This is a genomic window from Luteipulveratus flavus (genome assembly GCF_029439465.1).
Taxonomy (GTDB): Bacteria; Actinomycetota; Actinomycetes; order Actinomycetales; family Dermatophilaceae; genus Luteipulveratus; species Luteipulveratus flavus.
On sequence record NZ_JAROAV010000028.1, the window covers coordinates 445,765 to 472,196 of the forward strand.

30 protein-coding genes and 1 tRNA gene are annotated in these 26,432 nt (G+C 70.2%); 8 read left to right on the plus strand and 23 right to left on the minus strand.

Translation table 11 applies throughout. The features are described from left to right. Positions 1–18: 18 nt before the first annotated feature. The 5 genes from P4R38_RS10865 to P4R38_RS10885 are packed head-to-tail and all read right to left on the minus strand — an operon-like array spanning position 19 to position 3,183. Positions 19–249: a gas vesicle protein GvpG gene (locus P4R38_RS10865; RefSeq protein ID WP_275239517.1), complete on the minus strand. Its 231-nt coding sequence runs from the start codon at positions 247–249 to the stop codon at positions 19–21. 3 nt (positions 250–252) lie between these two features. After that, the gene (locus tag P4R38_RS10870; RefSeq protein ID WP_277192140.1) at positions 253–1,011 is read right to left on the minus strand and encodes a GvpL/GvpF family gas vesicle protein; all 759 of its coding nucleotides are present in this window, start codon (positions 1,009–1,011) and stop codon (positions 253–255) included. After that, positions 1,008–1,430 carry a gas vesicle protein GvpJ gene (gene gvpJ, locus P4R38_RS10875; RefSeq protein WP_275239519.1) on the minus strand — a complete coding sequence of 141 codons (423 nt, stop codon included), beginning with the start codon at positions 1,428–1,430 and terminating at the stop codon, positions 1,008–1,010. Before gvpJ ends, P4R38_RS10870 begins: the two co-directional genes overlap by 4 nt. Then, entirely contained in the window at positions 1,427–2,545 is a 1,119-nt protein-coding gene (locus P4R38_RS10880) for an SRPBCC family protein (protein WP_277192141.1), read from the minus strand. The genes gvpJ and P4R38_RS10880 overlap by 4 nt, the downstream gene beginning before the upstream one ends. Next, entirely contained in the window at positions 2,545–3,183 is a 639-nt protein-coding gene (locus P4R38_RS10885; protein ID WP_277192142.1) for a hypothetical protein, read from the minus strand. Before P4R38_RS10885 ends, P4R38_RS10880 begins: the two co-directional genes overlap by 1 nt. Positions 3,184–3,761: 578 nt before the next feature. Here P4R38_RS10885 and P4R38_RS10890 point away from each other — a divergent pair. Further along, positions 3,762–4,055 (plus strand): DUF4287 domain-containing protein, encoded by a 294-nt coding sequence (locus P4R38_RS10890; RefSeq protein ID WP_277192143.1) that lies wholly within the window; start codon positions 3,762–3,764, stop codon positions 4,053–4,055. Positions 4,056–4,134: 79 nt separating this feature from the next. Here the strand turns inward: P4R38_RS10890 and P4R38_RS10895 are convergent, their stop codons facing one another. The 4 genes from P4R38_RS10895 to P4R38_RS10910 form a co-directional block, all read right to left on the minus strand. Next, on the minus strand, positions 4,135–4,542 hold the full coding sequence (locus P4R38_RS10895; RefSeq protein ID WP_277192144.1) for a hypothetical protein: 408 nt from the start codon (positions 4,540–4,542) through the stop codon (positions 4,135–4,137). Next, positions 4,539–4,799, minus strand: a complete 261-nt coding sequence (locus P4R38_RS10900) for a hypothetical protein (protein ID WP_277192145.1) — start codon at positions 4,797–4,799, stop codon at positions 4,539–4,541. The genes P4R38_RS10895 and P4R38_RS10900 overlap by 4 nt, the downstream gene beginning before the upstream one ends. Before the next feature lie 796 nt (positions 4,800–5,595). Further along, positions 5,596–6,951, minus strand: a complete 1,356-nt coding sequence (locus P4R38_RS10905; RefSeq protein ID WP_277192146.1) for a hypothetical protein — start codon at positions 6,949–6,951, stop codon at positions 5,596–5,598. After that, positions 6,948–7,604 (minus strand): ABC transporter ATP-binding protein, encoded by a 657-nt coding sequence (locus tag P4R38_RS10910; RefSeq protein ID WP_277192147.1) that lies wholly within the window; start codon positions 7,602–7,604, stop codon positions 6,948–6,950. The genes P4R38_RS10905 and P4R38_RS10910 overlap by 4 nt, the downstream gene beginning before the upstream one ends. A 429-nt stretch (positions 7,605–8,033) precedes the next feature. Here P4R38_RS10910 and P4R38_RS10915 point away from each other — a divergent pair, with 429 nt between their 5' ends. The 5 genes from P4R38_RS10915 (at position 8,034) to P4R38_RS10935 (ending at position 11,554) form a co-directional block, all read left to right on the plus strand. Continuing rightward, entirely contained in the window at positions 8,034–8,174 is a 141-nt protein-coding gene (locus P4R38_RS10915; protein ID WP_277192148.1) for a hypothetical protein, read from the plus strand. 89 nt (positions 8,175–8,263) lie between these two features. After that, positions 8,264–9,064, plus strand: a complete 801-nt coding sequence (locus P4R38_RS10920) for a hypothetical protein (RefSeq protein ID WP_277192149.1) — start codon at positions 8,264–8,266, stop codon at positions 9,062–9,064. Further along, positions 9,061–9,975 carry an alpha/beta fold hydrolase gene (locus P4R38_RS10925; RefSeq protein ID WP_277192150.1) on the plus strand — a complete coding sequence of 305 codons (915 nt, stop codon included), beginning with the start codon at positions 9,061–9,063 and terminating at the stop codon, positions 9,973–9,975. Before P4R38_RS10920 ends, P4R38_RS10925 begins: the two co-directional genes overlap by 4 nt. Then, positions 9,972–10,547, plus strand: a complete 576-nt coding sequence (locus P4R38_RS10930) for a hypothetical protein (RefSeq protein WP_277192151.1) — start codon at positions 9,972–9,974, stop codon at positions 10,545–10,547. Before P4R38_RS10925 ends, P4R38_RS10930 begins: the two co-directional genes overlap by 4 nt. Continuing rightward, positions 10,544–11,554: a methyltransferase gene (locus P4R38_RS10935; protein ID WP_277192152.1), complete on the plus strand. Its 1,011-nt coding sequence runs from the start codon at positions 10,544–10,546 to the stop codon at positions 11,552–11,554. The genes P4R38_RS10930 and P4R38_RS10935 overlap by 4 nt, the downstream gene beginning before the upstream one ends. A 156-nt stretch (positions 11,555–11,710) precedes the next feature. Here P4R38_RS10935 and P4R38_RS10940 read toward each other — a convergent pair. The 5 genes from P4R38_RS10940 to P4R38_RS10960 form a co-directional block, all read right to left on the minus strand. Continuing rightward, a tRNA-Thr gene (locus P4R38_RS10940) sits at positions 11,711–11,787 on the minus strand. A gap of 151 nt (positions 11,788–11,938) precedes the next feature. Beyond that, on the minus strand, positions 11,939–13,516 hold the full coding sequence (locus tag P4R38_RS10945; protein ID WP_277192153.1) for an alpha/beta hydrolase: 1,578 nt from the start codon (positions 13,514–13,516) through the stop codon (positions 11,939–11,941). 69 nt (positions 13,517–13,585) lie between these two features. Beyond that, positions 13,586–14,725: a DNA polymerase III subunit delta' gene (locus P4R38_RS10950; protein WP_277192154.1), complete on the minus strand. Its 1,140-nt coding sequence runs from the start codon at positions 14,723–14,725 to the stop codon at positions 13,586–13,588. Continuing rightward, positions 14,722–15,369, minus strand: a complete 648-nt coding sequence (gene tmk, locus P4R38_RS10955) for a dTMP kinase (protein ID WP_277192155.1) — start codon at positions 15,367–15,369, stop codon at positions 14,722–14,724. Before tmk ends, P4R38_RS10950 begins: the two co-directional genes overlap by 4 nt. 284 nt (positions 15,370–15,653) lie before the next feature. Further along, the gene (locus P4R38_RS10960) at positions 15,654–15,896 is read right to left on the minus strand and encodes a hypothetical protein (RefSeq protein ID WP_277192156.1); all 243 of its coding nucleotides are present in this window, start codon (positions 15,894–15,896) and stop codon (positions 15,654–15,656) included. On the opposite strand from P4R38_RS10960, the gene P4R38_RS10965 reads away from it, so the two are divergent. Next, entirely contained in the window at positions 15,895–16,245 is a 351-nt protein-coding gene (locus tag P4R38_RS10965; protein WP_277192157.1) for a hypothetical protein, read from the plus strand. The genes P4R38_RS10960 and P4R38_RS10965 overlap by 2 nt on opposite strands. Before the next feature lie 69 nt (positions 16,246–16,314). Here the strand turns inward: P4R38_RS10965 and P4R38_RS10970 are convergent, their stop codons facing one another. The 7 genes from P4R38_RS10970 to P4R38_RS11000 all read right to left on the minus strand — a co-directional run bounded on the left by P4R38_RS10970 (position 16,315) and on the right by P4R38_RS11000 (position 21,083). Continuing rightward, positions 16,315–17,106, minus strand: coding sequence for a MerR family transcriptional regulator (locus P4R38_RS10970; protein WP_277192158.1), 792 nt, complete (start codon positions 17,104–17,106; stop codon positions 16,315–16,317). A gap of 44 nt (positions 17,107–17,150) precedes the next feature. After that, positions 17,151–17,534, minus strand: coding sequence for a type II toxin-antitoxin system death-on-curing family toxin (locus P4R38_RS10975; protein ID WP_277192159.1), 384 nt, complete (start codon positions 17,532–17,534; stop codon positions 17,151–17,153). Next, on the minus strand, positions 17,534–17,725 hold the full coding sequence (locus P4R38_RS10980; RefSeq protein WP_275239531.1) for an antitoxin Phd: 192 nt from the start codon (positions 17,723–17,725) through the stop codon (positions 17,534–17,536). The genes P4R38_RS10975 and P4R38_RS10980 overlap by 1 nt, the downstream gene beginning before the upstream one ends. Before the next feature lie 4 nt (positions 17,726–17,729). Further along, positions 17,730–18,983 (minus strand): APC family permease, encoded by a 1,254-nt coding sequence (locus tag P4R38_RS10985; protein ID WP_277192160.1) that lies wholly within the window; start codon positions 18,981–18,983, stop codon positions 17,730–17,732. After that, positions 18,980–19,483 carry a hypothetical protein gene (locus P4R38_RS10990; RefSeq protein WP_277192161.1) on the minus strand — a complete coding sequence of 168 codons (504 nt, stop codon included), beginning with the start codon at positions 19,481–19,483 and terminating at the stop codon, positions 18,980–18,982. Before P4R38_RS10990 ends, P4R38_RS10985 begins: the two co-directional genes overlap by 4 nt. A 67-nt stretch (positions 19,484–19,550) precedes the next feature. Beyond that, positions 19,551–20,186, minus strand: coding sequence for a GNAT family N-acetyltransferase (locus P4R38_RS10995; RefSeq protein ID WP_277192162.1), 636 nt, complete (start codon positions 20,184–20,186; stop codon positions 19,551–19,553). Positions 20,187–20,213: 27 nt separating this feature from the next. After that, complete coding sequence (locus tag P4R38_RS11000) at positions 20,214–21,083, minus strand: hypothetical protein (protein WP_277192163.1); 870 nt, start codon at positions 21,081–21,083, stop codon at positions 20,214–20,216. 127 nt (positions 21,084–21,210) lie between these two features. Here P4R38_RS11000 and P4R38_RS11005 point away from each other — a divergent pair, with 127 nt between their 5' ends. Next, positions 21,211–22,572, plus strand: coding sequence for a serine hydrolase domain-containing protein (locus P4R38_RS11005; RefSeq protein ID WP_277192164.1), 1,362 nt, complete (start codon positions 21,211–21,213; stop codon positions 22,570–22,572). Between the two features lie 52 nt (positions 22,573–22,624). Here the strand turns inward: P4R38_RS11005 and P4R38_RS11010 are convergent, their stop codons facing one another. Both P4R38_RS11010 and topA read right to left on the minus strand, forming a co-directional pair. Beyond that, positions 22,625–23,314, minus strand: coding sequence for a hypothetical protein (locus P4R38_RS11010; RefSeq protein ID WP_277192165.1), 690 nt, complete (start codon positions 23,312–23,314; stop codon positions 22,625–22,627). 82 nt (positions 23,315–23,396) lie between these two features. Further along, positions 23,397–26,285 carry a type I DNA topoisomerase gene (topA, locus tag P4R38_RS11015; RefSeq protein ID WP_277192166.1) on the minus strand — a complete coding sequence of 963 codons (2,889 nt, stop codon included), beginning with the start codon at positions 26,283–26,285 and terminating at the stop codon, positions 23,397–23,399. Positions 26,286–26,432: the final 147 nt, after the last annotated feature.

Below are 26,432 nucleotides of genomic sequence, written 5' to 3' on the forward strand. Positions count from 1 at the left end.
GTTCAGTCCTCCAGTGGATCACGGGTAGCCGGGGCCACCACGCAGTCGTTGCAGCAGCTCGTTCTCCAGCTCGGCTGCCTCGGCCTCGCTCAGCCGACCGTCCTCCCGCGCGTGGTCGACAGCCTCGAGCTGCTCGACCACGCGCCGCGGATCGGTCATCTGACGCTCTGCCTCCTGACGCACCTGGTCCGCGACCCACACCGCCCCGCGTACGGGCATCAGCGGCAGGGTCAGGATCGTCGTCAGCACGCCTCAGGCGGTCGCGGCGAAGTCGTACGCCGCCATCGGTCCGACGAGCTGGAGCTCGGCGCGGTCCTGCAGCTCGGCGGCCAGGTCCTCGGCCGCCCTCTCCAGCTGCTCCACCTGGTCGCGATCGACGAGCAGGGCGACGTTGACCAGGCCGTGCAGCCCGATCTCCGGGCGCAGGACCGACTCCGTCGCGTACGGCGTCAGGGCCTCGACCACACGGTCGCGGTCCACGGCCCGCTCCTCGTCGAGCGCCCGGGACACGAGCTCGCCCAGGCGGATGCGCTCGGTCCGGAAGGCCTCCTCCGGCGCCTCGCGGGTCAGCTCGCGCAGCTCACGGATCTCCGGGTTGCGCGCGACGATCCCGCCGAGCGCCACCTCCGGCCGGTAGCTGCCGCGCAGGAGGAGCTGGACCTGACCGGCGATCTCGTCCAGCCGGTCGGCGTACACGTCGTGGTCGTCGCTCAGGAGCGCGACCAGATCGTCGTCGCCCGGGACGACGGACCCGACGCGGAACGGCAGGACCTCGCCGTGCCGGGCCGCCTCGTCCAGGACCCGTCGGTAGGCCATCAGGCCGTCCCGGGTCCCGAGCGTGGCCGGGTCCTCGACGGGTTCGACGAGAGCGGCGATCTCGTCCACGGCCACGAGCTCCAGCGGCTCGCCGCTGATGCCCGAGATGCCCTGGTAGTCATCAGGATTGGCGTCGCTCCGTACAACGCCGTAGACGCACAGCTCGCGGGTACGGGTGGGTGCAGTGGCCGTCATGAGTCACCTCGGGTTCGCGTACGCGTTTTGCTGCTCGACCGGGTCTGTCGCGGTCGGCGCTCGCGGTCGTCACCGGAGTCACCGGTGAGCGCTTCCTTGGCGCCCTCGATCATGCCCTTGGTCTTACCGCTGGCGCCCTTCTCACCGAGCGAGTCGAACAGCTCGGGCAGGTCCTTGCCGCCGTGCTCGTACAGGTCGAGCCGGTTGGTCGCCTCGGCGAAGCGCAGGTAGGTGTCGACGCTCGCGATCACGATGCGCGCGTCGATGGTCAGCAGCTCGATGCCGACGAGCGACACCCGGACGTATGCATCGATGACGATGCCCTTGTCCAGGATGATCTCCACGACATCCGCGAGGCTGCTCCCGGACGGCCGGTCCAGCTGGCCACCCGACGGTCGGTTCATGGTCGCAACGCTCATGCGCGCCTCGCCTCCTGCTCGTCGTCCTCGTCCTCGTACTCCGCGTCCTCGTCGGCGGCGTCGTCCTCGTACTCGGCGTCCTCGTCCTCGTACTCCTCGTACTCGGCCTCGTCACCGTCCGACTCCTCGTCGGCGTCGTCCTCGTACTCCTCGGGCGCCTCGCCGTCGTCGTACGCGTCGTCGGACTCCTCGTACGCGTCGTCGGCCTCGTCGTAGTCGTCGTGGCCCTGCTCGTCCTGCTCGTCCTGCCCGTCCGCGGAGTCCTCGGCGTCGCGCTCCTCTGCGCGACGCTCGTCCTCGAGCGCCTCCTCGTGGGTTCGGACGACCTCGCCGTCGCGGATCTCGCCGCGCCAGCCCTCGACCTCGTCGGGGTTGAGGATGGTGGTGGTCATGACGTGACGCCGGAAGTGCTTGATCTCCAACCGTGCTCGCCGTCCCACCGCCCGCCAGATGTTGCCGGTGTGCTCGAAGAAGCCCTGCGGGTGGTACTCGAGCACGACCAGGATCCGGGTCAGCCGGTCACCGAGCGGGTGGAACGTCACCGCGCCGTCGACGTAGCCCTTCTCGCCCTTGGACCGCCAGACGATGCGCTCGTCGGGCACCTGCTCCAGGATCGTGGCGTCCCAGCGGCGGTGCGACCAGAAGACCTGCGCCTTCATGGACAGCTTCTCGTCGGACTCCTGATCGACCGCCTCCACCTTCTTCATGAAGGTCGGGAAGTCGCGGAACTCCGTCCACTGGTTGTAGGCGACGCGGACGGGGACGCCCACGTCGGTCTCCTCGATGATGTTGGTCAGCTTCAGCTTCTTGCTGCCGCTGCTCTTGCCGCCCTTGCCTCCGAGGGCTTCGGCGGCCTTGTCCTTCAGGTTGCTCAGGCCACCCTTGAGGGCGCCCTTCACGGGAGACTCACCCTTGACCGCCGCCTTGGCGGAGCCCTTCAGCGCGCCGCTCTTCGTACCGTCCGTGACGTCGGTCAGGCGGTCGGTGAGACCGGTGACGTGCGACTCAGCGGCGGACGCGGCGCGCTCGGCGAGCGCGGTCACGACTCCGCCGGCGCTGGCCTTCAGCCGGTCGGTGGCCTCGGTGTTCTTGTTCTTCGTCGGGGTGCTCGTCATCACGCACCACCCCCTCCTGCGGACCGGCGGCTACGGCCGGACCCGCTGGTCGTCTTCGTGGCCGCCGCGGAGCTGCGCGACGGCGCCTTCTTGGCCGGCTGGGTACGGCGGTTACCGGAAGCCTTCTTCGCCGGTGGCCGGTCTGCGGACTTCTCGCCGGACCTGGCGGTGGAGCGCCGGCTGGTCGACCGCTGCTTGGTACGCGGGGCGTCCTCCTCCGCGTCGTCGGCCTCAGCCGTCGGGGCGTCGGAGTCGTCGTTCGACGCGTCCTCGTCCGCCTCGTCGGGGGCCTCGTCGGAGTCCTCGGGAGCCGTCTCGGCGTCGTCCGCGGTCTCCCCGACCACGACGTCGTCGGCGTCGTCCGCTCCGGCCTGGATGCCGGAGGCGAGGGTGTCGAGCCGGTGGGTCGCCGCGTTCACCGCGGCGGCCTTCAGGGCCTCGGTGAGCTCGCCCCGGAGGCGCTCGGTGAGCCGGGCCACCTCGGGCGACTGGTCCAGAACCGCCCGCAGGCCGTTCGTGGAGTTCATCCGCTTGCCGGCAAGAGCGCCGGCCAGCGTGAGAGCGAGTCGTGCCTTGCGTGTGCGACCGAGGGCGTATCCGCCCACGACTGCGGTCAGCACCTGTGCTGAGGAGTTCATCGAGACCTCTCGGTTGGCATTCGTCGTGCTGCGCCTCCCCTGGACTGACTTTCACGGGACGTCACGTCGGGACGCCCGGAGCCAAGCCGCGCCGTCACGCTAGGTGGGACGAAAATCGAGGGTCAAACCCAGGTCAATTTTTCGTCAGGTCAAGGGCGGCGACACGCCGACGACACGCGTTGTCCCTGCTCAGCGGGTGTTCAGGGAGCGACCTTCCGCGGCGTAGGCCACCTCGCGGCCCCCGCACCGGAATGCCGGGCCGCGCGGCCCTCGCCGGCCGGCTCGGCGACGCCGCGGGGCCAGGCTGGGAGAAGGCTGATGTGTGACGTGCGTCACGGGTGGGGCCGCCGGGCGGCGCGGGTTTGCGCAGCATTCGTACCGGGTAGTAACTGCGGTCTCGTCACGAGGCACAGCGCTCCTTGCCGTCGCTCACGCTCCCGCTCACCTGCCGGCCCGGTGACAGACCACGCTGCCGGACCCACCGTCGTCCCGCCGGGCGGAGCAGAATCGGAGAAGCCGAATCCTGCTGCGGTCTCTAGCCTTTCATTCAACAGCACCGAACCAGGGATAGGCATCACATGAGCTTCCAGGCGTACATCGACGCGGTCGAGCGCAAGTCCGGCAAGACGCCGCAGGCACTGCTGGACGAGGCGCACGCGCGCGGGTTGACCTCCGAGAGCAAGGCCGGCGAGGTGGTGGCGTGGTTGAAGGGCGACTACGACATCGGCCGGGGCCATGCGATGGCGTTCTTCCACGTCCTCAAGAACGGCGCCACGATCAGTGACAAGCACGTCGGCAGCAGCGGCACCCACCGCGACGAGAGCGACACGCTGCGCCTGGACGGCGTGGCGGCGCGAGACCAGCCCGCCTGACCCGACCTCGCCCGGGCATGCGAGCAGCTGGAGACGCGAGAGGCACCGGTCGCACCGCGACCGGTGCCTCTGCGGTTTCCTATCGGTCGGCGTCGAAGGGCCAGCCCGCTCGACGCCATCCCAGCGGGAAGGACCCCACGACGTACGGCCGGCCATCGGCGGCGCGCGCACGCAGCTCGCGCTCCGCACCCTCCCGATCGGCGAAGGCCGCGATCCCTACCGGGTTGGTCACCTCAACCACGTCGGACTCACCGCTGGACTGGAGCAGAAGGTGCACGGAGTCGCCGAGCCGACCCACCACGGGAAGGGTCTCCCACATCACGCGGGCCTGCTCGTGACGACCCAGCACCCTCGCTTCGACGGCACGAGCCTCCTCCTCGGTGCGGACCACCGCGATCAGGGGCTCGTCACCATCCGGCACCGAGCGCCCGTAGACGGCACGCACGGTGGGCTCGGCGACGCCATCGCCCGAGGCCAACGCGTTCACCGCCGACCCCACCCGCCGCACGCGAGAGACCGCTCGTCGAAGTAGACGCGCGCGTAGTACGTCCTGCCTGCGTAGACGATCGTGCCGGCGGTGGTTCCGGTCCACCCGGTCTTCTCGCTGCTCACACACCGGTACTCGACGTTCTTCTGCTCGTACTTGGCGACGCCACGGTTTCCTCCGGTGTGCGTCGAGCCCGCCTTCTTCCACCAGATGAACGACTTGTACCGCAGGTCACTCGCATGCTGAATCGACGTCACCGGCACGCTGCACACGGTACGAGGCTTCGCCCCGACGTTCTTCCTGTCGGACGACGTGCGCAGGTACGTCGGTGTCGGGTACAGCGTGCACGGGCCGTACCGGACGCTGACCGCCGCGCTCACCGCTCCCGCCCTTCTCCAGGTCCGACAGCTTCCGATCCGCCTCCTGAGCAGATGACGCCTCGATGTACCGAGACGTCCGGACGTTGCGCTCGACCGTGGTGCCCGCTTCAGGCACGGCCGCCGCCATCGGGGATGCATCCGACCTTCTTCACGTCCAGGTGGGTCATGTGCCCGGGGTAGCGGGCGGTGATCTTGTCCAGGTCACCAGCTCGCCGTCGCACGCGCCACGGAACGACACGTCCGAAGACGGGAACCGGTCCTTGCTGCCGTGGACAGCGTCACGCGGACGGGGCCGTACTTGCGCGAGTGGTCGACGTCGCCGTCCTTCAGCTGCACCGACGCGGTGCCTCGACCAGCACGGCCGCGCCGGTCGAGGACGAGCGCCCTCACCGTACGGCCACAGGCCGACCTCCTAGGTGGTCGTCGTCGAGGGTGCGCTCTCGCGATCGTCCACCGTGACGGCCGCGTGGGAGGCCGGCGCCGCTGCGCCGTCCCCACCACACCCGCCAAGCCCGACCGTAGCCGCGGCCAGCACCAGCCCGGTTGCCGTTGCCTTCATCCCGTCGGTTCCTTACCGAAGGCAGCGCGCCCATGGTTGCATCCACTCCGGCCAGGTGACCGACCGGTCGTCGGAACGCCACGGACTGCCGAGCAGCGCGATCGACGGGGCGACCTATCTCTGGGGTGCGGTGTTGACGCGTAGGCGCCACAGGCCCAGGACCAGGCCCGCGACACCGAGAAGGAGCAGGATGCCCGCAGGCTGCGCGCCCTGAGAGGCCACACCGCCGGCCGTGAGACCGACGCAGAGCGGCACCAGGTGAGGAAGGATCAGCCACAGTGCCAGGACGCCTCCGCTCTCCGGCCCGAGGATCATGCTCGTCGGCGGGGAGCCGCGGAACGCCCCGAGCACCTGCGATCCGATCACGGTGAGCAGGATGCCGACCAGCGCTGTGGTGCCTGGCGCGACACCACCTCCCATCCACACCGCTGACGCCGTCCACGCCACCACGATCGGTACCAGCCCGACAGTCGTGTGCAGCAGGGCGCAGCGTGCAATCGGCATGCCGAGCAACGACGGGCTCGCCACCTGGTCCGCGCACGAGCGCAGGCCGCGCATGAGCGCGCCCGCGCCGGCGTTGAGAACGACCAGACCCACACCGAGCGCGAGCAGCACGCCCTCCTGCCCGAGCGCCCACACCACGACCGGCGTGGCCACCGCGACGAGCGCCAGGCCGGTCGCGGCCGCATATGGGGCACGGCGCAGGATGAGCAGGTCGGCGCGGAGCAGGACCCAAGATGCTCCCGCGGGGCGCAGGCGACGTTGGCGCGCGCGTGGCCGACCAAGACTCGCCTCTCGCCGCAGGTGCGCGGCGTCACCGGCGTACAGCGCCGCGGTCACGGCGCGGTCCAGGGCTGCCTGCGAGCGGATGGTCGCCCGTCGGAGCTGGCACAGCGCATCCTCGGTATGCAGGACGTCGCGTACCTCGGGCGCGTCCTCGGCACCGAGTACCTGACCACGCAGCCAGACGTGCACCAGCAGCCAGCCGTAGCCGGCACCGATCCCCCCGCCGATCACCGGCGACACGGGCGGCCCGAGGTCCTGGATGGCCAGCCCGGCGCCGGCGACAGCCCCGACGATGCCACCGGCCAGGACCGTCGTCAGCACGACGGCACGCCACCACGGTTGTAGCACCGCAGCACGTTGAATGTCGGTCGGGACAGCCAGGTCGACGAGACTCAGGTCCGGAACGACCGGACCTCGGACGCGACCGAAGGCGTACGCCGCGAGCAGGGCCGCCACCGCCAGCACGCCCACAGCAGGGGGAGACCACGCCGCAAAGGCGTCGCGACGGGTGGAGTCCGCGGCGACCAGGGCGAGGACGCCCTGGGCCACCGTGACGCCGTAGATGCCGGCGAACAGGGCCACGACGTACAGCGGGAAAGACATCCGCTCGACCGGCGAATGACCTCCGTACGCGAGCGCGCGCAGCGTGTACAGACGCTCGCGCTCGTCGGTGCCGTCACTCATGCGGTCACGGGCGCGAGGGTGACGACGTCATCGGCGATCGCCTCGGTGACGGTCTCGTCGTGGCAGGCGACCAGAAGTGCTGCGCCGGCTCGCTTGGCCTCCATCAGCACCTGCGCGAGCAGGGCACGCCGCTCGGTGTCCAGCCGCTGCTCGGGCTCGTCCAGCAGGAGGACACCGCTCGGGCGAATAAGGGTCATCGCGATGTCGGCGAGCTGCCGCTGGCCGGAGGACATCTCGTGCAGGAAGCGATGCCGCAGCAGCTCGATGTCGAGCCTGCTCAGCATCGCGTTCACGCGGTCCGCGCAGGTGTCTCGCGCGCCACCCCAGGTCTGGTCGACCAGGACCAGGTGATCCTGCAAGGTGAGCTCGTGGTACCCGGCGATCGGGCTCAGCAGCGTCGCGAGGACCTGGCGCACCCGTGGCGATCGTTCATCGACTCCGACGTCGTCCAGGAGAACCTGCCCCGACGTCGGCCTCGCCGCGCCGGCCAGCAGGTGCAGGAGCGTCGACTTGCCGGCGCCGTTCGGGCCGCGCAGCACGACGGCCTGCCCCGGTGTCACGTCGATGTCTGTCGGGGCGAGCAGCTCGATGCCGTGGACCGCCCGCGTCGCCCCGACCGCGCGCAGCGCGGTGAAGCCGACAATTCTGCCCATCAACTCAAACGCTCCGCGAGAGGCCGTACAGAGTCACGGGCGCTCAATGGTCTCGCAGGATCGATGTTCACGAAGCGAGGCTAACTCACGCCGGCCAGGCTTCAGCAGATGGACCGATCGATCAAGGACATGCCGGCCGACATGGGCGGGCGATCGAATGGGATGACGAGACGCGCGCGATTTTACGTAGGAATCAGCACGTCGTGCAGGTCTTCGATCGGAGAATCGCAACCACCGAGCACGAAAATCTCCAACGAATAGTCAGGCTAGGTAAATTCAGTCGCCGACCCCAAGTCTCCGTCACATCACCGTCGAACTCTGCGCGGGCCGCTGTTAACGTCGCGCTTGCCGCGAGGAATCCGCGGCTTCTCACACCGATCTGGAGGAACAATGCGTACGACAGCGTTTGCAGTTCAGAGTGAAGAGATCGTGGCTCGCGTCAACCAGGAGTTCACGGATGTCAGGCCGGGCTACGTCGAGGCCAGCGAGTCGCCCGTCATGTGGACTCCCGTGATCATCCCGGCGGCGGTCGTTGCCACGCAGGCGAGCTGCTTCTCCGCCTTCTGCTGATCAGACGGACGCCTGGGACTGGTGCTTCCGCAGTCCCAGGCGTCCGCCGGAATCGACACACCCACCTCCTCACGCCTCGGAGTCCGCCCATGGCCGTCCACAAGCGCGCCGACCGCGCGCTGAAGATTGCTGCAATTGCTCAACTCGTCAACGCCGCAGAAGGAATGGTAGGCCATCGGCAGTTCGGCCGGAACGCACTCCTCGCGGGTAGAAGTGCAACACGTACCAGCATCGTCCCAGCGCCCTTCCGACGAGCCCTGGACACTCGTCGGGGCGCGCTCGCGGTACACGGCCTCGCGCTCGTCGGGGCGCTCGGGCAGCTCGCCGGCGGTCCTCAGCGGCGCAAGACGCACATCGCAGCGGCTGCGGCGTCACTCGCGAGCAACAAGCTCTTCGAGCTGCGCAATCCCTATGGCCGTGACGGCGCGGACCAGATGTTGGGAGTTCTCTACTCCTACCGGGTCGCAACGGCAGTGATTCCGGACCCAGAGATCTCTGACGACCTGTTTCTTCGCGCGGTGAATGCCCAGGCCACCATCTCATATGCCGCAGCGGGTTTGGCAAAGGCGATTTCTGCCGAGTGGCTGTCCGGCAACGCGTTGGAGCTGATTCTGAAGACGAACGTGTACGGAAGCACTCCGGTCGCTCGCGCAATCCGCGAACGCCCCGGCATCAGTCGCACCCTCACGTGGTCGACCGTTATATGGGAGTCCTCGTACCCGCTGATCTATCTGTTAGCGCCCCGCCAAGCCAAATTGGCTCTCCACGGGATGAAAGCATTCCATATCGGTATTGCTTACACGATGGGTCTGCCGAGATTCTTCTGGGCTTTCAGCGGCGCGCACGAGGCGATCAGCTACGTCATCGAGGAGCGAGGTGGAGTCAGATGAGGCTGGAACGTGAGGCCCTTCGGGCGGGCGGAGTGGCGCTCGCAGCCAGCGCTGTCAACGCCCACCTCCGCCGCGCGGCGGAGCGTGATCGTCGCGTCGGCACTCCATACATTCGGCTCGTCGACGACGGCCGCGGCGGCCAGATCGAGTACGCCGTGTCACAACCGGACGACCCGACCAGGCCGGTTCTGATCTTCGAGACCGGCCTGGGAGCTTCCTTCGACAGCTGGGACTGGCTGTCGCAGATTCTCGGACACGAGTTCTGGATCGTCCGCTACCACAGGCCAGGAACGGGCCGCACGCGATCGGGGCACCGCCCGGGCAAACTGATACTCACCATTCTTGAACAGCTCGACGTCGACGACAACGACAAGCACTTGGTGGGACACTCCATCGGCGGCCTGTTCGTGTGGAACGATCTGGCCGAATTCCCCGCGCTGACCGACCAGGTGTCGACGGCCACTGTCATCGACGCGACCGACGGCGACCTCCTCGCCCAGGAACGTCAGGATCGCGCAAAAGTCCGACAGTTCCGCCAGTACTGCTTCCAAGAGGGGTTCGCCGCCGTCACCGGCTTGGGCTCCTGGACGATCGGCCCCGTCGAGTCCGAGGTGAACTACCGTGCCGCGATCCAGCGTGCGTTCCTCACCGAGTCATCCAGGCCGCGCACCCTGCTCACCGCCGTACGGGAGCATGCCCGTGAACCCATCATCTCGAGTGAGGCGATCAGGCATCTGAACGTGAGACGGACTGTCGTCTCAGCGGACGACAACGTCATCCAGCAGCGCGCCCTCGCCCAGAAGATCTCGGCAGATCTCGCCGTCGTCCCTCGCAGCACACATCGTTCGATCATCGGACGCTTCGGGCCGGCGAGTGATGTGGCGCAGATCTTGAGAGGAGTTACACGATGATCTGGGAACGCCTGGTGGGCCGGGGAATCGCTCTCGGTCTCACGACGCATGTCACGCTGACCGCATTCGAGAATTCGCCCGACGCAAAGGTCTCGTTCGGCACGAAGGGCGAGAGGCTCGCTCACCTCCCCCAGTGGCGGTTCTTCGCGCCGACTCCTGGGACGGAGAACACCCATCTGGTCTTCCGGACCCGTGCTCCCCGGGCGCCCGAGTGGCAGCCCTGGGAAGAGCTCTCGCTGGTGAAGCCGATCGGGTGGTTGTGCATTGTGTGGAATCCGGGTAGCCGCGGACCCAAAGCACTCTTCGACTGCGTGCAGCATCTTAAGAGCATGGGCAGTGTGGGGGCCAAGTGGGAGGCAGTGACGAGCAGCGCTGCCTATCAGACGGTTTCCCAAGTCATCGGACAGCAAGGCGCGGCGCGCGGGGCCGATGCCGCGCAGTTCATGATCGTCGCGAGCCGACTCGACGACGGCGCAGCGGCCATGCAGCCCATCCTGGTCTCCGATCCCATCGACCTGGACGCCGCGTCCACCGGTCGTGCGGGCGCCGAGCTCGTCGAAGGTGTGCGATGACAACGGCATCTCCGGAGCTGGCCGCCGAATGGGCCGAGCGGATGAACCCGTTGCCGGGACACGCGGTGCGCGCGGCGGTCTCGACGGGTCTCGCCGAGCAGCTCGACACCTGGACCACGTTGACATCGATCCACCGGGCGATCGACGCCGATCCCACCGCCGTTCGGGTGCTGGTCGAATACCTCGAGTCGCTCGGCCTGGTCGAGCGCGAAGGAGGAACGAAGCTCCGGTTGACGCCCGCAGGGAGACTCATGCTCGTCAGCGACCCCTACGGATTCGCGCAGCACTGGCACACGAACTCGTTCGCACATCGCATCGAGGCAGCGTTCGCGCAGCTCGAGGAGTCTGTCCGTACGGGCACCCCGTGCTACGAGCTGGCTCACCGTACGAACCTGTACCGCGATCTTCGCCCGGACTCAGGTCACCTCGCCGAGGCCTTCTCGTCAGCGAAGTCCCTGACCCAGCACTCGGCGCGCAGGCTCGCCGAGTGGATCGACATCCCAGAAGGATCGACCATCACCGAGCTGGGATGTGGGGTGGGTCAGTATCTATGCGCTGTCCTGAGCGCGCGTCCATCGCTGACCGGTGTCGGCGTCGACCTCCCGGCCGTGGTCGCGCACGCGGAGTCCGACTGGGCAACCCAGGACGACGTGCAGGGCCGCATCCGCGGGATGGCATGCGACATCTTCGAGGATGTGCCGACCGGGGCCGACCTGTACCTCTTGTGCAATGTCTTGGTCGACCTTCCCGAGCAGCGAGCCACTGCCCTACTCGGACGAGTGGCACGCGCGGACGACGAGGTGCGCCTTGTGGTGGTGGAGCTCGCAAGCGATCTTGCGCCGCCGGCCCTGGTCACGCACATGAACCTGCACCAGTTCGCCATGACCGGCGGTCGACTTCGAAGCTCTGGGGAGCTCCGCGCGATCGGCGAACTCGCTGGTTTCGCGTGCGTGGACGAGACCGCGCTCGGCGGCGGCATCCTCGCGCTGAGTCTCCTCTCGTCCTGACAGAAAGCCCCGCCGCTCGAGTGTTGCAGCCCCGACGCTCATGGCCGGCTGCCGGTCGTCCCGGCGAGCCGGGCGCCCGCGCGCGCCCGGCCGGCGGGGCGACCTCGATCGACCGGGACATGCAGGCGCCCCCGACCGGAAGTCGGGGGCATCTGGTGGAGCCGCCTATCGGAATCGAACCGATGACCTATTCATTACGAGTGAATCGCTCTGGCCGACTGAGCTAAGGCGGCGTTACGTCCGCGGGATCACCGCGGACGCGGCACGAGTATACGCACGGGCGGGCGCGTCCCCGAAATCGGGCGAGGCCCTCCCCGTGGTGGTCAGAACGTGAGCCATGGCTCACGTCCTGACCACCAGGTCAGCGGGCCCGCGGCGCTGTGGTCAGCACTTCAGTGACTTGCCGGGGTCCTTGCCGTCGAGCAGGTAGTTGTCCACGGCGTTGTCGACACAGGAGTTGGAGCGGCGGTAGGCGGTATGCCCGTCCCCGTCGTAGGTGATCAGCCGACCGTTCTGCAGCATCGATGCGAGGCGCTGCGACCACTCGTACGGCGTCGCGGGGTCGCGGGTGGTGCCGAGCACCAGGATCGGGTCGGACCCGGCCGCGGTGACCTTCTTGGGTGCGCCGGTCGCCTTCACGGGCCACTCGCCACAGATCGCGGTGCCCCAGGCCAGCATCGGACCCCACGTCGGCGCGGTCTTCACGAACGACGCCTGGTCCTTCGCGTACGCCGCCGGGTCGCTGCTGGAGTCGCGGTCCAGGCAGTTCACGGCGTTGATCGCCTGCATGATGTTGCCGCTGTAGGAGCCGCCGGAGTCGCGCTCGGCGTAGGTGTTGGCGAGCTTCATCAGCGCGGTGCCGTCGCCGCCGAACGCGCTGCGCAGCGCCGAGGTGAGCACGCCCCAGCTGCCCTGGTCGTACATCGCGGCGGCGATGCCCATCGACGCCCAGCCCTCGGTCAGCTTCGAGACGTTGGCGTCACCGCTGACGGGGATCGGCTTGGCGTCGACCTGCTTGAGGAAGTCCCGGATCTTCTGCTGGCCGGCCTCCTGGGAGGAGCCGAGTGGGCAGTTCCCGCCCGCGACACAGTCCTTGACGTACGCCGCGGTCGCCCGCTCGAAGCCCTCGGCCTGACCGCGGTTCATCTCGGTGTTGGTGAGGTCGGGCGCGACGACCCCGTCGAGCACGAACTTGCCGACGCGCGTAGGGAACTGGTCGGCATACGTCGACCCGAGGAAGGTGCCGTACGACTTGCCCAGGTAGTCCAGCCGGGTCTCACCGAGGGCGGCCCGCAGGACGTCCATGTCCTTGGCCGCCTCGACGGTCGACACGTGCCCGAGCAGCGGCCCGGCCTTGGTCTTGCACGCGTCGCCGAAGCCCTTGGCGTTCTTCATCGTCTGCGCCTGCTCGGCCTGGTCGTCCGGGGAGGGGTCGGCACCGAGATAGCTGTCCAGCTGCTGATCGTCCAGGCAGGTGATCGGCGCGGAACGCTGCACCCCACGCGGGTCGAACCCGACGACGTCGTACGCCTTGCGCACCTTCCCGCTCACGACGAAGTCGGCGGACGCGGCGTAGTCGACGCCGGAGCCGCCGGGCCCACCGGGGTTGACGACCAGCGAGCCCTTCTTGTCACCGGTCGCCTCCTGCTTCAGGACCGCGACCTGGACCGTCCCGGCCGCCGGCTTGGCGTAGTCGATCGGAACGGTGAGCCCCGCGCACTTCGCGCCGTCCTGGCAGTCCTCCCACTTCAGCTTCTGGGTGTAGAAGCGCGCCAGCGACGGAGACGGCGCGGCGTTCGCCGGCGCGGACGTGCTCGCGCCGCCGGTCGTGCCGGTCGCGCTCGGCGGCGCGCCCTCGACGCTGGCGTCCCGGTCGCAACCGGCGAGCACCGTCGCCAGACCGAGCAGGCCGACCGCGGCCATCCGCCCGTACCCGGGGCGGCGCGATGTCGTCGAACTCACGTGTCGTCTCATTTCGCTGGAGGTTGTACGTCCGTGTAGACGCTAACCGACCGACCTGGACGCGCCCGCTCAGCGAGGCAACCGGAGGGAGATCGCCATCGCCTCCAGCGCGAGCAGCGGAGGCACGTTGGCCTCGATCCGCTCGCGCGCCGTGCCGATGGCGTCCATCGCGAGGAGAAGCTGCTCGGATGACAGGGCCCCGGCGAGCGTACGGACCTCGTCCGCCAGGTCGGCGTTGACGAGCTCGACCGGCGAACCCGCCTGCGTGACGAGGGCGTCCCGGTAGATCGACAGCAGATCGACGAGCGACCGGTCCACGACGTCTCGTCCGAACCGGGTGGCCCGGGTCTTCTGCTCCTTCTCCAGCGCGGCCACCTGGGACCGGATGTGCGGCGGCTGGGTCCGAGCCTCGGGGTCCGCACCGAGCTGCTCGAGCAGCCTGGTCTTCTCGGCCGCGTCCCGCTCGGCCGAGCTGGCCGACTGCTCCTGGGTGGCGATCGCCGCGAGGTTCGCCGCGGCCTCCATCGCGTCGCCCAGCGACCGGATCCTGCCCGCCAGGCGCAGGATGTCGCGGCGCCGGCCGCGAGCGCCCTCGTCGCGGGCGAGCCGCCGAGCGAGCCCGACGTGCGACTGGGCGGCTCGGGCGGCGTACTCGGCCATCGCCGGCTCGATGCCGTCCCGCCGGGTCAGCAGCTCGGCGACCGCGGCCACCGGAGGCGTCCGCAGCCGTACGTGCCGGGAGCGGCTGCGGATGGTGATGATGACGTCCTCGACCGACGGCGCGCACAGCAGCCAGACCGTCCGCTCGACCGGCTCCTCCAGCGCCTTCAGCAGGGCGTCGGCCGCCCGCTCGGTCAGGCGGTCGGCGTCCTCGATGACAATGACGCGCCACGCTCCGACGGAGGGTCGGTGCTGCGCCAGCTGGGCGAGCTCGCGCGCATCCTTGACCTGGATGGACAGCCCCTGGGTGGCCATCACGGTCAGGTCGGCGTGGCTGCCGTCCAGGACGGTGTGGCACTCGTGGCAGGTGCCGCAGCCGCCGTCCGGGCACAGCAGCGCGGCGGCGAACGCGCGCGCCGCCGTCGAGCGCCCCGAACCCGGCGGCCCGGTCAGCAGCCAGGCGTGCGTCATCCGCGCCCGGTCCGCGACGGCGTCCCGCAGCGTCGTGACGGCCTGCTCCTGGCCGATGACGTCCCGCCAGACGCTCATGCCGACTCACCCACCAGGTCGCCGACGCAACCCTTGACGATCTGCGCGACCTCGGCGGCGGGCAGCGCGGCGTCGACCACCAGGTAACGGTGCGCCTCGGCCTCGGCGAGCTCGAGGAAGTGACGGCGCACCCGCTCGTGGAAGTCGTCGCCCTCGCTCTCCAGGCGGTCGTGGACGTCCCCGCGGCGCGCGCGCCCCACCTCGGGGGTGACGTCCAGCAGGACGGTCAGCGTCGGGCGCAGGTCCTCGGTCGCCCACAGCGAGAGCCGCTGCACCTCCTGGGCGTCCAGGTCGCGGCCGGCACCCTGGTAGGCGACGGAGGAGTCGAGGTAGCGGTCCTGCAGCACCACGGCGCCGCGTTCCAACGCAGGCCGGACGACGGTCGTCACGTGCTGGGCGCGGTCGGCCGCGAAGAGCAGCGCCTCCGCCCGCGGCGCGAGGTGGTCGCCGTGCAGCACGAGCTCGCGGATCTGCTGCCCGACCGGCGTCCCGCCCGGCTCACGGGTGACCACGACCTCGTGACCGCCCTCGCGCAGCCAGGCGGCGAGCCGCTCGATCTGGGTGCTCTTGCCGGCGCCGTCGCCGCCCTCGAACGCGATGAAGACTCCCGACGCACCGGACGGGGACGTACTGGCTGGCGGCATGGCGATGAGCCTAGGCCAGCCCTACGACGACGGCCGCTTCACCGCCCAAGCCGGTCGCTGCGTCAGGCCGTCGACCACCCGCCGTCGGCGATGCGGATCGGACGTCGTGCAACTTCAGCGTCGCTCGGGCGTCTTCACCGCATAGGTCCCGGGCGGCGCTCGCCGTCCGGCAAGGGGTCACCACAGGGGAGAAGCATCATGAAGAGCAACCGTCAGCGGTTCGCCATTGCCTGCGGCGCCGGCATCACGGCCGCCGTCACCACGATCGTCATCGCGACCTCCGGTCACGCGGCGACCACGCCGGGCGCCACCGCGAGCGCCGGGTCGACCTCGCCGGCGCCGACCGCGTCGTCGCCCGGCACCAGCCCCGCCACATCTTCGACCGGGTCGCCCACGACCAGCCCCGGCGGCACGGGTACTCCGACCGGCGACAGCACGGCCACCGTCCCGCCGCCCAGCGGCGGCAGCACGGGCATCACGACCCGGCCCGGGCCGTGCGGGCCGGGCATGCACGGCTCTGACTCCATGACGGTGACGTACACCGCGTCGGCGGGTAGCAGCTCGGCCGGGACGTACGACGTCTGGGTGCGCTCGCGGCAGGCCGCCGCCGGCTCCTGGCGCAAGGAGCTCGGCCACATCGAGCCCGGGCAGTCACGCACGGTCCGGCTGTCCTGGCCGGCGCAGTACGCGGACGTCGCCGTCTACGTCGGCTACCAGTCCGAGGTGGACACCAGCGAGACCGTGGCGTACGACGCGCATCCGCACTTCACGACCTGCGGTTCGGCAGCGCCGTCCACGACCGGGCCGAGCGCGCCGCAGACGGCCGAGCCGCCGACGCCGTCGCCGGTCACGACCGCGCTCGGCGTCACCGGCTGACGCCCTTCCGAGACGCCCGGTGCGGGGGTGGCACCGAGTGCCGCCCCCGCCCCGGGCGTCTACGGCGGCTCAGTCCTGCCCAGCGCGCTCGCTGCTGGCGTGGATGGCGTCGCGGACCCACTCGGCGAGGCCGGGCGCGTCGAACGCGTCGTCGTACGCCTTCGTGTACCTGGGGTCGGCCACGTACATGTCCCCGAGGGCGCGGTGCATCTGTGGCGACACGTCGTAGAACCAGCGCGTCATGTGCTCCCGGTGCGCTTCGACGGCGTCGGCGGCCACGACGTTGTCAGCCGGCGTGCGGGCCTTGAACAGCGCCGCGAGACGGGCCTGGATCTGGTCGCCCTCCGCCTTGATCTGCGCCCAGTCGGCCTGGGTGTAGGTCTTCGCGCGCCGCTGCGACTCCTTCCAGGCGTCCGTGTCACCCCAGCGCTCCTGCGCCTCCGCCTGGCGCTCCTCGTAGCTCTCGCCGAACAGCTGCTTCATGTCGTCGGTGGTCATCGGCTGGTCTGCCATGGTCTTCTCCAGTGCGTTGTCGATCGCTGTGACGAGCCGGTTCATCTCGTCCAGCCGGGCCATGACCGCGGCGCGCTGCCGGCGCAGGTGCGTGGCGGCGTCGCCGGACTCCAGCAGCTGGGCGATCTCCTCCAGCGGCAGCTCCAGCCGCCGGTACACCACGATGTGCTGCAGCCGGACCAGGTCGTCCTCGGTGTAGAGCCGGTACCCGGACGCCGACCGCTCGCTGGGTACGAGCAGCCCGATCCGGTGGTAATGGTGCAGCGTCCGCACGGTGATCCCGAGCTGCTCGGCCACCTGTCCCACCGTGTACGCCATCGCCGGCACCTCCGCCCTTCCGTCGGTCATGGGACGAGCGTGCTCGCTGACGCGACGTCAGGGTCAAGCCGCGTTCACGGGTCTACCGCGAATCCCCGCAGAACTCGCGCGATCTGCTCGACGTCTTCGGTCCTACCTGTCGCCACGGCCAGCACGAGCTGCTCTGCCGCGTCCACGTCGAAGTCAGGATCGAGCTCGCCGATGCCGTTCACCTCGATGAACGTCCATGCGGTGTTCCAGCCGGCGCGCTTGTTGCCGTCGACAAAGGGATGGTTGCGCTGCAGGGAGTGCATCAGGGCGGCCGCCTTGACCCACGGGTCGGGGTAGGCGTCCTCGCCGAAGACCGTTGCACACGGTCGGGCGAGGGCGGACGCGAGCAGACCTGCGTCCCTGACCTGCGCCTCGACCCCGACCGCGACGAGCACGGCGATGACGTCGCGCTGGGTCGGGTACCGCATCAGGCCAGGCGGTCGTTCAGCTCCGCCGACTTGCGCGCCACCTGGGCGGCCACGTCCGCGTACGACCTGGACGTCACGGCCTCCATGACCGCACGGTGCGCAAAGGTCCGTAGCGAGGTGCCCTCGCGCTCCGCGGACTCGCGCAGGTCCTGGAGCTCGTCGTCGGTGAACGTCAGGCTGAGTCCGGGCATGCGGTCATCGTACGCCGCGTGGTACCTGTCTCGGTACCACGACGAGCCGCCCCGCGATGCCGACGACCAGGACGACCACACCTAGCGCGACCGACCGCCACGGCAGCGTCGCCACCAGCGACAGGCAGCCGAGGAGCCCGATCACCTGCAGGGCCCTCGGGTAGATCCGGTACTCCCCCGACTGCGTCAGCGCCGACGCGTTCGCGACCGCGTAGTAGAGCAGCACCCCGAACGAGGAGAACCCGATCGCGCCGCGCAGGTCGGCCACCAGCACCAGCGCCGCGACCACCAGGCCGACGGTCAGCTCGGCGCGGTGCGGCACCTGGTACGTCGGGTGCACGGCTGCGAGCGGACGCGGCAGGTCTCCCTCGCGCGCCATCGCCAGCGAGGTCCGCCCGATGCCGGCGACCAGGGCGAGCAGGGCTCCGGTCGCGGCCAGCGCGCCGGCGACCCGGACGAGCGGCTCGGCCCACGACCAGGTGGCACCGGCGGCGTCGGCCAGCGGTGCCGTCGCCCCGGCCAGTCGGTCCGCACCCAGGACGCCGAGGGTGCTCATGCCGACCACCACGTACACGACGATGGCGAGCGACAGCGCGATCAGGATGGCCAGCGGGATCGTTCGACGCGGGTCGCGCACCTCCTCGCCCATGGTCGCGATCCGCGCGTAGCCCGCGAACGCGAAGAAGAGCAGCCCCGCGGACTGCCAGATGCCGTACAGGTCAACGGATCCCGAGGACCAGACGCGGCTGCCGGAGAACGAGCCGCCACCCAGGCAGGCCACCACGAGCACGGCCAGCAGCACGAGCACGACTCCGACGATCACCTTGGTGGCCAACGCCGTTCGCGTCACGCCGCGCAGGTTGACCGCGGTCACCGCCAGCACGACTGCGGCGGCCACCGGACGCTGCCACCCGTCCGGCACGGCGTACGCCGCAGCCGTCATCGCCATCGCGGCGCAGCTGGCGGTCTTGCCGATGACGAAGCACCAGCCCGCGAGGTACCCCCACCACGGGCCCAGCCGCTCCCGCCCGTACACGTAGGTGCCGCCGGACGCGGGGTACTGCGCGGCGAGCTGGCCGGAGGAGGTGGCGTTGCAGAAGGCCACGACCGCGGCGAGCGCCAGCCCGACCAGAAGCCAGGAGCCGGCCGCAGCGGCCGCGGGCGCGAATGCCGCGAACACCCCGGCACCGATCATCGAGCCGAGCCCGACGGTGACCGCGTCCCCGAGCCCCAGCCGCCGCGCGAGTGTCGTCGTCACGCCGCCGCCATCGCCGTACGGATGCGTTCACCGGTCCGAGCGATCTCCTCGCGCGGGAGCGGCTCCATGGCGTCCTCCCAGACCGGCAGCAGGTGCCCGGCCATGTCGAGCCGGCCGAGAGGTCGGGGCAGGAACCAGACGTGGAAGTGCGAACCGCCGTCGCCCCACCGGTACAGGTGCACGCGAGCGACGTCACCCAGACCCAGCAGCGCCCTGTCCACCTTCGCGCAGACCACCCCGAAGCCGGCCTGGCCCTCCGGCGACAGGTCCGAGAACGAGTCGACGTGCTCGGCACTGGCCAGCCAGACCGCACCGCGCAGCGAGGTACTGCCGGGGTTGTGCAGGTGCCAGTGCTCGTCCGACCAGAGCACGTCGGCGCGGTCGGACCAGTCGCAGGCGCCGCACGGACCGCCGCCGGACTCGCCGCGCCGGGGCGGCTCGGGCACAACCAGGTCAGCGGGCTCGCGCAGGGTCAGGGGCTCGGCGTAGGGCAGGGACATCACGGCCTCCTCGGTGTCGTGATCCCAGACTCCGCCGTACGACCGCCGCCGGCTTGATCGGCCTTGCTCACTCCGTGCCATGCCGGTTCGCGAGCCACTCCTCGCGCAGGATCGCCAGGTGCAGGTCGTCCCACCACGTGCCGTCCTCTCCGAGCACCGCCTGCACCGAGCGGCCCTCCAATCGGAGCCCGTGCCGACGCAGCAAACGCTCCGAGGCGACGTTGCCGGCGAAGACGTCCGCGCGGACGCGCCTCAGGCCGAGCGGCCCGAAAGCCATGCGCAGCAACGCATCTGCGATCTCACCACCCCAACCCTGACCCTGCTTGTCGTGGTGCAGCGTGTAGCCGATCACGCCCTCCCACTCCGAGGTCGCGACACGTCCCACGGCGGACGACGGCGTGAACCCGATCAGGGCGTCGCCCCACATCCGACCGTCGGTGGGGTCCACCACCGCGAGCGCCAGGCCCGGCTCGGTGGTGTCCGGCGTCATCCGGTGCACGTTGTACGCGACGCGTCGCTCGACGTCCGCGCGCGTCATGGCCGGGCTGCCGCAGTACCACTGCACCTGCGGGTCGGACCGGAACGCCAGCATCGCCTCGACGTCGTCGGACACGATGGGCCGCAGCAGCAACCGCTCGGTCCGCCACGGCAGCTCGACCATCCCGACTCCCGGTCGGTCCACCTCGAGTCGCTCAGCACTCATGGCGCCATGCTCGCACCCGGCCGGACATCACGTTCGTGCGAACACCCCGAGGGCGTCGTACGCGATCCAGGACCCCTGGTCCTTGGCGATCTCCAGGACGTTCTCCCCCGCCCGGAACAGACTGCGCCGCAACGGCCGCTCGAGGTACGCCGGGCCCGCGCCGTGTCCCGGCGCGCCGCGCTCGGACAGGAACGACGCGTCACCCTCGTCGGCAAAGATCAGCGGCTCCAGACGGACACCGTTGACCGCCAGACCGGCCGCACCGGCCCGTACGGGGTGCCGGTCGGTCAGCCACACGGCCAGGTCGAGGTCGTCCACCGGCGGGGTGTCGAGCCGGAAGCGCAGCCGGAACCGGTGCGAACGCCGTCCCGCCCAGGCGTCGTCCGGACCGGGCTGCAGGTAGCTCCACGCCACGTCGGCGCGGTCCCGGCCGTGGGTGAAGTCGACGTCGGCCGGGAAGACCGACTGGTACCGCACAAATCCCCCGGGTGACAGCGCCAGCTCCCGCCCGCGCCCGTCGAACCGGCCGACCGTCGCGACCGGCGTCCCGGTCACGGTGACCGACGTCGTCGAGGTCGCCGTGACCGGGTCGCTCGTCGACAGCGCAGCACCGTGGACGTCGACCGCCACGACGGCGTACTCCCAGCTCTCACCCTGTGCGCTGAGCCCGTGCTGAGCGAACATCGGCGGCTGCAGCTCGGCCAGCAAGTTCTCCGCGCGCGGCCGCAGCCGGGCGGCCGACGAGCGCCGTACGTGCTGACCGTGCACGCGGTAGCCGACCACGTCGGGATGGTGGGAGGGGTCCCAGGTCACGCTGATGCGGCGCAGGTCGCCGGAGGCCCGTGCCTCCAGACGTGAACCCGTGCCCGCCACGCGGTTCGAGGGAGCGAGTGCCATCACCGGACCCCCCTTCTCGTGCTCTGCCCAGGTGTGGTTGGTCCTACTCTGAACCGCCGACGTGGCCTCCGCGCGACGCACGGGTGACCGTCGGGTGACCTTTCCCGAGGGCGTAGGTTCGGCTTCCATGAGCCAGCCCACCCCCTTGTGCGCCGAGACCGAACGGTCCCTCGTCCGTACGGCCACCGCCCGACAGTCCGAGGGACGCGTGCCCGGCCTGCTGGGCGCGGTGGCCCGGCACGGTGACCTTTTGTGGAGCCACGGCGTCGGGGCGGCCGACCTGGACGACGCCGGCGTACCCCTGGACGCCGACACCCACTTCCAGGTCGCGTCCAACACCAAGACCTTCACCGCCGTGATGATCATGCAGCTGCGCGACGAGGGCCGGCTCACCCTGGACGACACCGCGGACCTGCACGTCGCCGAGTCCGCTCACCCGCACGTCACGGTGCGGCAGATGCTCGCGCACACGACGGGCATGCAGCGGGAGCCGGTCGGCGACGTCTGGGACACGCTGAGGTTCCCGGACCGCACGGAGCTGGTCGAGGGATGGAACGGTGCCGAGCGCGTGCTCCGGCCCCACACCCATTGGCACTACAGCAATCTCGCGTACGCGGTGCTCGGCGAGATCATCGCCCGGCTCGACGGCCGCGAGTGGGCCGAGAGCCTGCAGGCTCGGCTCATCGACCCGATCGGCCTGCGCCGCACCGGAACTCGTGGTGTCGCTCCGATGGCCGGCACCTATTACGTCCCGCCGTTCAGCGACGTCCCGATGCCCGAGCCCCGGCTGGACAAGCGCGCGACCGCGGCCGCCGGCGCGCTCTGGAGCACCGCAACCGACATGGCCGCGTGGCACGGCTTCCTGGCCGCCCCGGACGCGTCGATCCTCTCCCAGGACACCGTCGAGGAGATGTGTCAGCCGCAGATCGTCGGCGACACCACGAGCTGGACGTTCGGCTGGGGCCTCGGGCTCGAGCTCGCCCGGAAGGACGGTCGTACCTGGGTCGGCCACACCGGAGGCCTGCCCGGTGCGGTGACCGGTGTCTTCACCGAACGCTCCTCCGGCACAACGGGTCTCGTCCTGATGAACTCCACCAACGCCCCGGACCCGCGTGCGGCGGCCATCGACCTCGGCGCGTACGTGCTCGAGCACGACCCGGAGCCGCTGACGGCCTGGGCGCCGGGCACGGAGCAGCCGGACGAGCTCGTCCCGCTGATCGGCCGCTGGTTCTCCGAGGGCACCGGCTTCACCTTCGTGATCAAGGGCGGCCGCCTGGAGGCACGCATCGACGGCCTGCCGGCGAGCCGCCCGTCGTCGGTCTTCGAACCTCTCGGGGACGACGCCTACCGCACGGTCGCCGGCCGGGAGAAGGGTGAGCTGCTGCGGGTACGCCGCCACTCCGACGGATCGGTGCGCCAGCTGAACTGGGCGACCTACCGGTTCACCCGTGAGCCGCTGCCGTTCGGCGTCGACGTCCCCCAGCACTGATCCGGGCACGACGAAGGGCCGACCCGTTCGGGCCGGCCCTTCCTGTCGGTGACTACTTGGTCCAGGTGATGTGCTGGTCGTCGAAGCCGTCGTACTCGACGTCCGAGACCGCAGATCCGGGGATCTGGTAGAGGTAGCACTGCGTGGCCGTCTTGCCCAGCTCCGGGTTGTCGCCGCTCTTGCAGGCCTCCGTGTCGCCGTACAGCCGCTTCGCACCCTTGTTGGCAGCGCTGATCTTGGGGTGGAAGAACAGGCCGTTGACGCTGGTGCTGTTGCTGCCGCCCTGGACGTTGGTGACGTCGAAGGTGAGGTAGTAGAGCGTGCCGTTGGCCTTGTTCAGGTTGGCCTCGGTGTAGGCGGCCGCCGGCGCGACCTCCAGCTTCTTCGGAGTGATGGTCATGATCTCCGGGCTGTTGTCGGACCCCTCGTCGATGGTGCCGGGCTGACCGAACTTCAGCGTGGAGTCCGGGGCGGTGAGCTTGGTGCTGCCCGCTGCCGGGGCCGAGGCGCTCGAGGCGCTCGAGGTCGCGGAGCTGGTGGAGGAGTCGGACGTCGTGGGCGACTCGCTCGTGGTTGTGGAGGAGGAGGACGGCGTCGGCGCCTCACTGGTGGACGACGCCGTCGGGGCGGCGGGGCTCGGCGCGGTGACCTCGGTGTCCTGGCAGGCGCTCAGGCCGAGAGCGCCGACCAGCGCGAGGGAGACGACGGTGGCGCGGGTGACACGGCTGCGGTTGCGGGTCATGGGGGAGCTCCTTGTGCGGTGTGCCGTTGGCATGAGTTCGTGCCTCCGACGGCGTACCCCCGCTCGGGGTTCCCCCGGCTCGCTACTTCTTCGCGGCGGCCTTCTTGGTGGTCGTCTTCTTCGCCGTCGTCTTCTTGGCCGCTGCCTTCTTCGTCGTCGTCTTCTTCGCGGTCTTCTTGGCCGCGCGCTTGCGGGTGGTCGGCCCCTTGGCCCGCTTCTCCGCCAGCAGCTCGTACCCGCGCTCCGGGGTGATGGTCGCCGGGTCGTCGTCCTTGCGCAGCGTCGCATTGGTCTCGCCGTCGGTGACGTACGGACCGAAGCGCCCGTCCTTGACCACGACGGGCTTGCCGGACGCCGGGTCCGCGCCGAGCTCCTTCAGCGGCGGAGCGGCGGCCCGCCCGCGGCGCTTGGGCTCGGAGTAGATCTGCAGCGCCTCCTCCAGCGTGATGTCGAACAGCTGCTGCTCGGTCTGCAGGGACCGCGAGTCGGTGCCCTTCTTGAGGTACGGCCCGTACCGGCCGTTCTGCGCGGTGATCTCCACCTGCTTCTCGGACTCGTTGCCGTCCTCGCCGGTGACCGTCTCGGTCGTGACGCCCACGACCCGGGGCAGGCTGAGCAGCTTGAGCGCGGTGTCGATGTCGATCGTCGCGAGGTCCATGTCCTTGAACAGGCTCGCGGTGCGCGGCTTGGGCTTGGCGACCTTCTTGGTCCGCTTCGGCTTCTCCCCGTCGGCCGGCGCGGGCGCCGGGGCGTCCTCGGGGAGCACCTCGGTGACGTACGGCCCGTAACGACCGGCCTTGGCGATGATGTCGTGCCCGGTCTGCGGATCCTGCCCGAGGACGCGGCCGTCGTCGTCCGCCGCCTCCAGCAGCTCGCGGCCCTTCTCCGGGGTCATCTCGTCCGGCGCGATGTCGTCGTTGATGGTCGCGCGGCGCGGACCCTTCTCGACCGCCTCCGCGTCGGTCACCTCTCCCGTCGCGGCGTCGACGCCCTGCGGCCGGGTGTCCTCGACGTACGGCCCGTAGCGACCGACGCGCACGACGATGCCGTCGCCGATCTCGATCGTGGAGATCTCGCGGGCGTCGATGTCGCCCAGGTGCTCGACCAGATGGCTCAGGCCCTCGCCGGTCATCTCCCCGCGGGAGGAGGACGCGAGGGAGCCCGCGACCTCGCTCGGCGGCGGGGACTCGTGGAAGGTCTCGGGGTTGCCGAAGTAGAAGCGGGTCAGCCAGGCGACCCGGTCGTCGTTGCCGGCGGCGATGTCGTCCAGGCCCTCCTCCATGGAGGCGGTGAACTCGTAGTCGACCAGGCTCGGGAAGTGCTCCTCCAGCAGCCGCGTCACCGCGAAGGCCAGCCAGGTGGGCACCAGCGCCGTGCCGCGGGTCCCGACGTACCCGCGGTCCTGGATCGTGCCGACGGTCGCGGCGTACGTGGACGGCCGACCGATCCCCTTCTCCTCCATGGCCTTGACCAGGGTCGCCTCGGTGTAGCGCGGCGGCGGGCTGGTGGTGTGGCCGTCCGCCTCGGCCCGCAGCACCTCCAGGCCGAGCCCCTCGGCCATCTTCGGCAGCCGGCGCTCCTGGTCGGCCTCCTCGTTGCGGGTGACGTCGCGGCCCTCCTCGTACGCGGCGAGGAAGCCACGGAAGGTGATGACCGTGCCGGAGGCGGAGAACTCGGCCGTGCGGGCGAACCCGGTCGACTCGACCGGCACCGAGAGCCGCACGGTCGCGGTCGACCCGCGCGCGTCGGCCATCTGCGAGGCGACGGTGCGCTTCCAGATCAGCTCGTACAGGGCGAACTCGTCACCGCGCAGCTCGCCGGCCACCTGCGCCGGCGTACGGAAGCGGTCGCCGGCCGGGCGGATCGCCTCGTGCGCCTCCTGGGCGTTCTTCGCCTTCTTCTCGTACGTCCGCGGTGCGTCCGGGACGTACTCGGCGCCGTACAGGTCGCGCGCCTGCTGCCGTGCCGCGCTGAGGGCCGACTCCGACAGCGTGGTCGAGTCGGTACGCATGTAGGTGATGTAGCCGTTCTCGTACAACCGCTGGGCGACGCGCATGGCGTTCTTGGAGGACAGGCGCAGCTTGCGGCTGGCCTCCTGCTGCAGCGTCGAGGTGGTGAACGGCGCGGACGGACGCCGGGTGTACGGCTTCTCCTGCACCGAGCTGACGGTCGCGCGCGACTGGGCGACCGACTCGGCCAGCGAGGTCGCCCGCTGCTGGTCGAGGTGGACGAGGTCCTGGGTCTTCAGGACGCCGCGGTCATCGAAGTCGCGCCCGACGGCGACGCGCTTGCCGTCCACGCCGGTGAGGCGGGCGGTGAAGGCCTGGCCGGCCGACTCGGGCCGGAACTCCCCCTCGACGTCCCAGTACGACGCCGCGACGAACGCCATGCGCTCGCGCTCACGCTCGACGACCATCCGGGTCGCGACCGACTGGACGCGGCCGGCGGACAGGCCGCGGCGGATCTTGCGCCACAGGACCGGGCTGATCTCGTACCCGTAGAGACGGTCGAGGATGCGGCGGGTCTCCTGGGCGTTGACGAGGCGGTCGTCCAGGTCGCGGGTGGCGTTCGCGGCGCGCTGGATCGCCTCCTTGGTGATCTCGTGAAAGACCATCCGCTTCACCGGGACCTTGGGCTTGAGCACCTCGAGCAGGTGCCAGGCGATGGCCTCGCCCTCGCGGTCCTCATCGGTGGCGAGGTAGAGCTCGTCGGAGTCCTTGAGCAGCCGCTTGAGCTCGGACACCTTCTTCTTCTTGTCGGCGTCCACGACGTAGTAGGCGTCGAACCCGTTGTCGATGTCGACGGCGAACTTGCCGTACGGGCCCTTCTTCATGTCCGCCGGCAGCTCCGACGGGTTCGGCAGGTCGCGGATGTGACCGACGCTGGCGTCGACGGTGTAGTCGCTGCCGAGGTACTCGCCGATCTTCTTGGCCTTGGCCGGTGACTCGACGATGACGAGCTTGCGGGACACGGGCTCCTCCTGTCCGGCCGGGCACGTGCAGCGGATTCGTCGCTGCTCCGACGTGTGGCCGGTACGACCATAAGGCCTTCCGCTGCATGCTCCCGGTCAGGGCGCCCGCTGCCCGCCCAGTCTAGTTGAATGTTCAACTACAAGGCT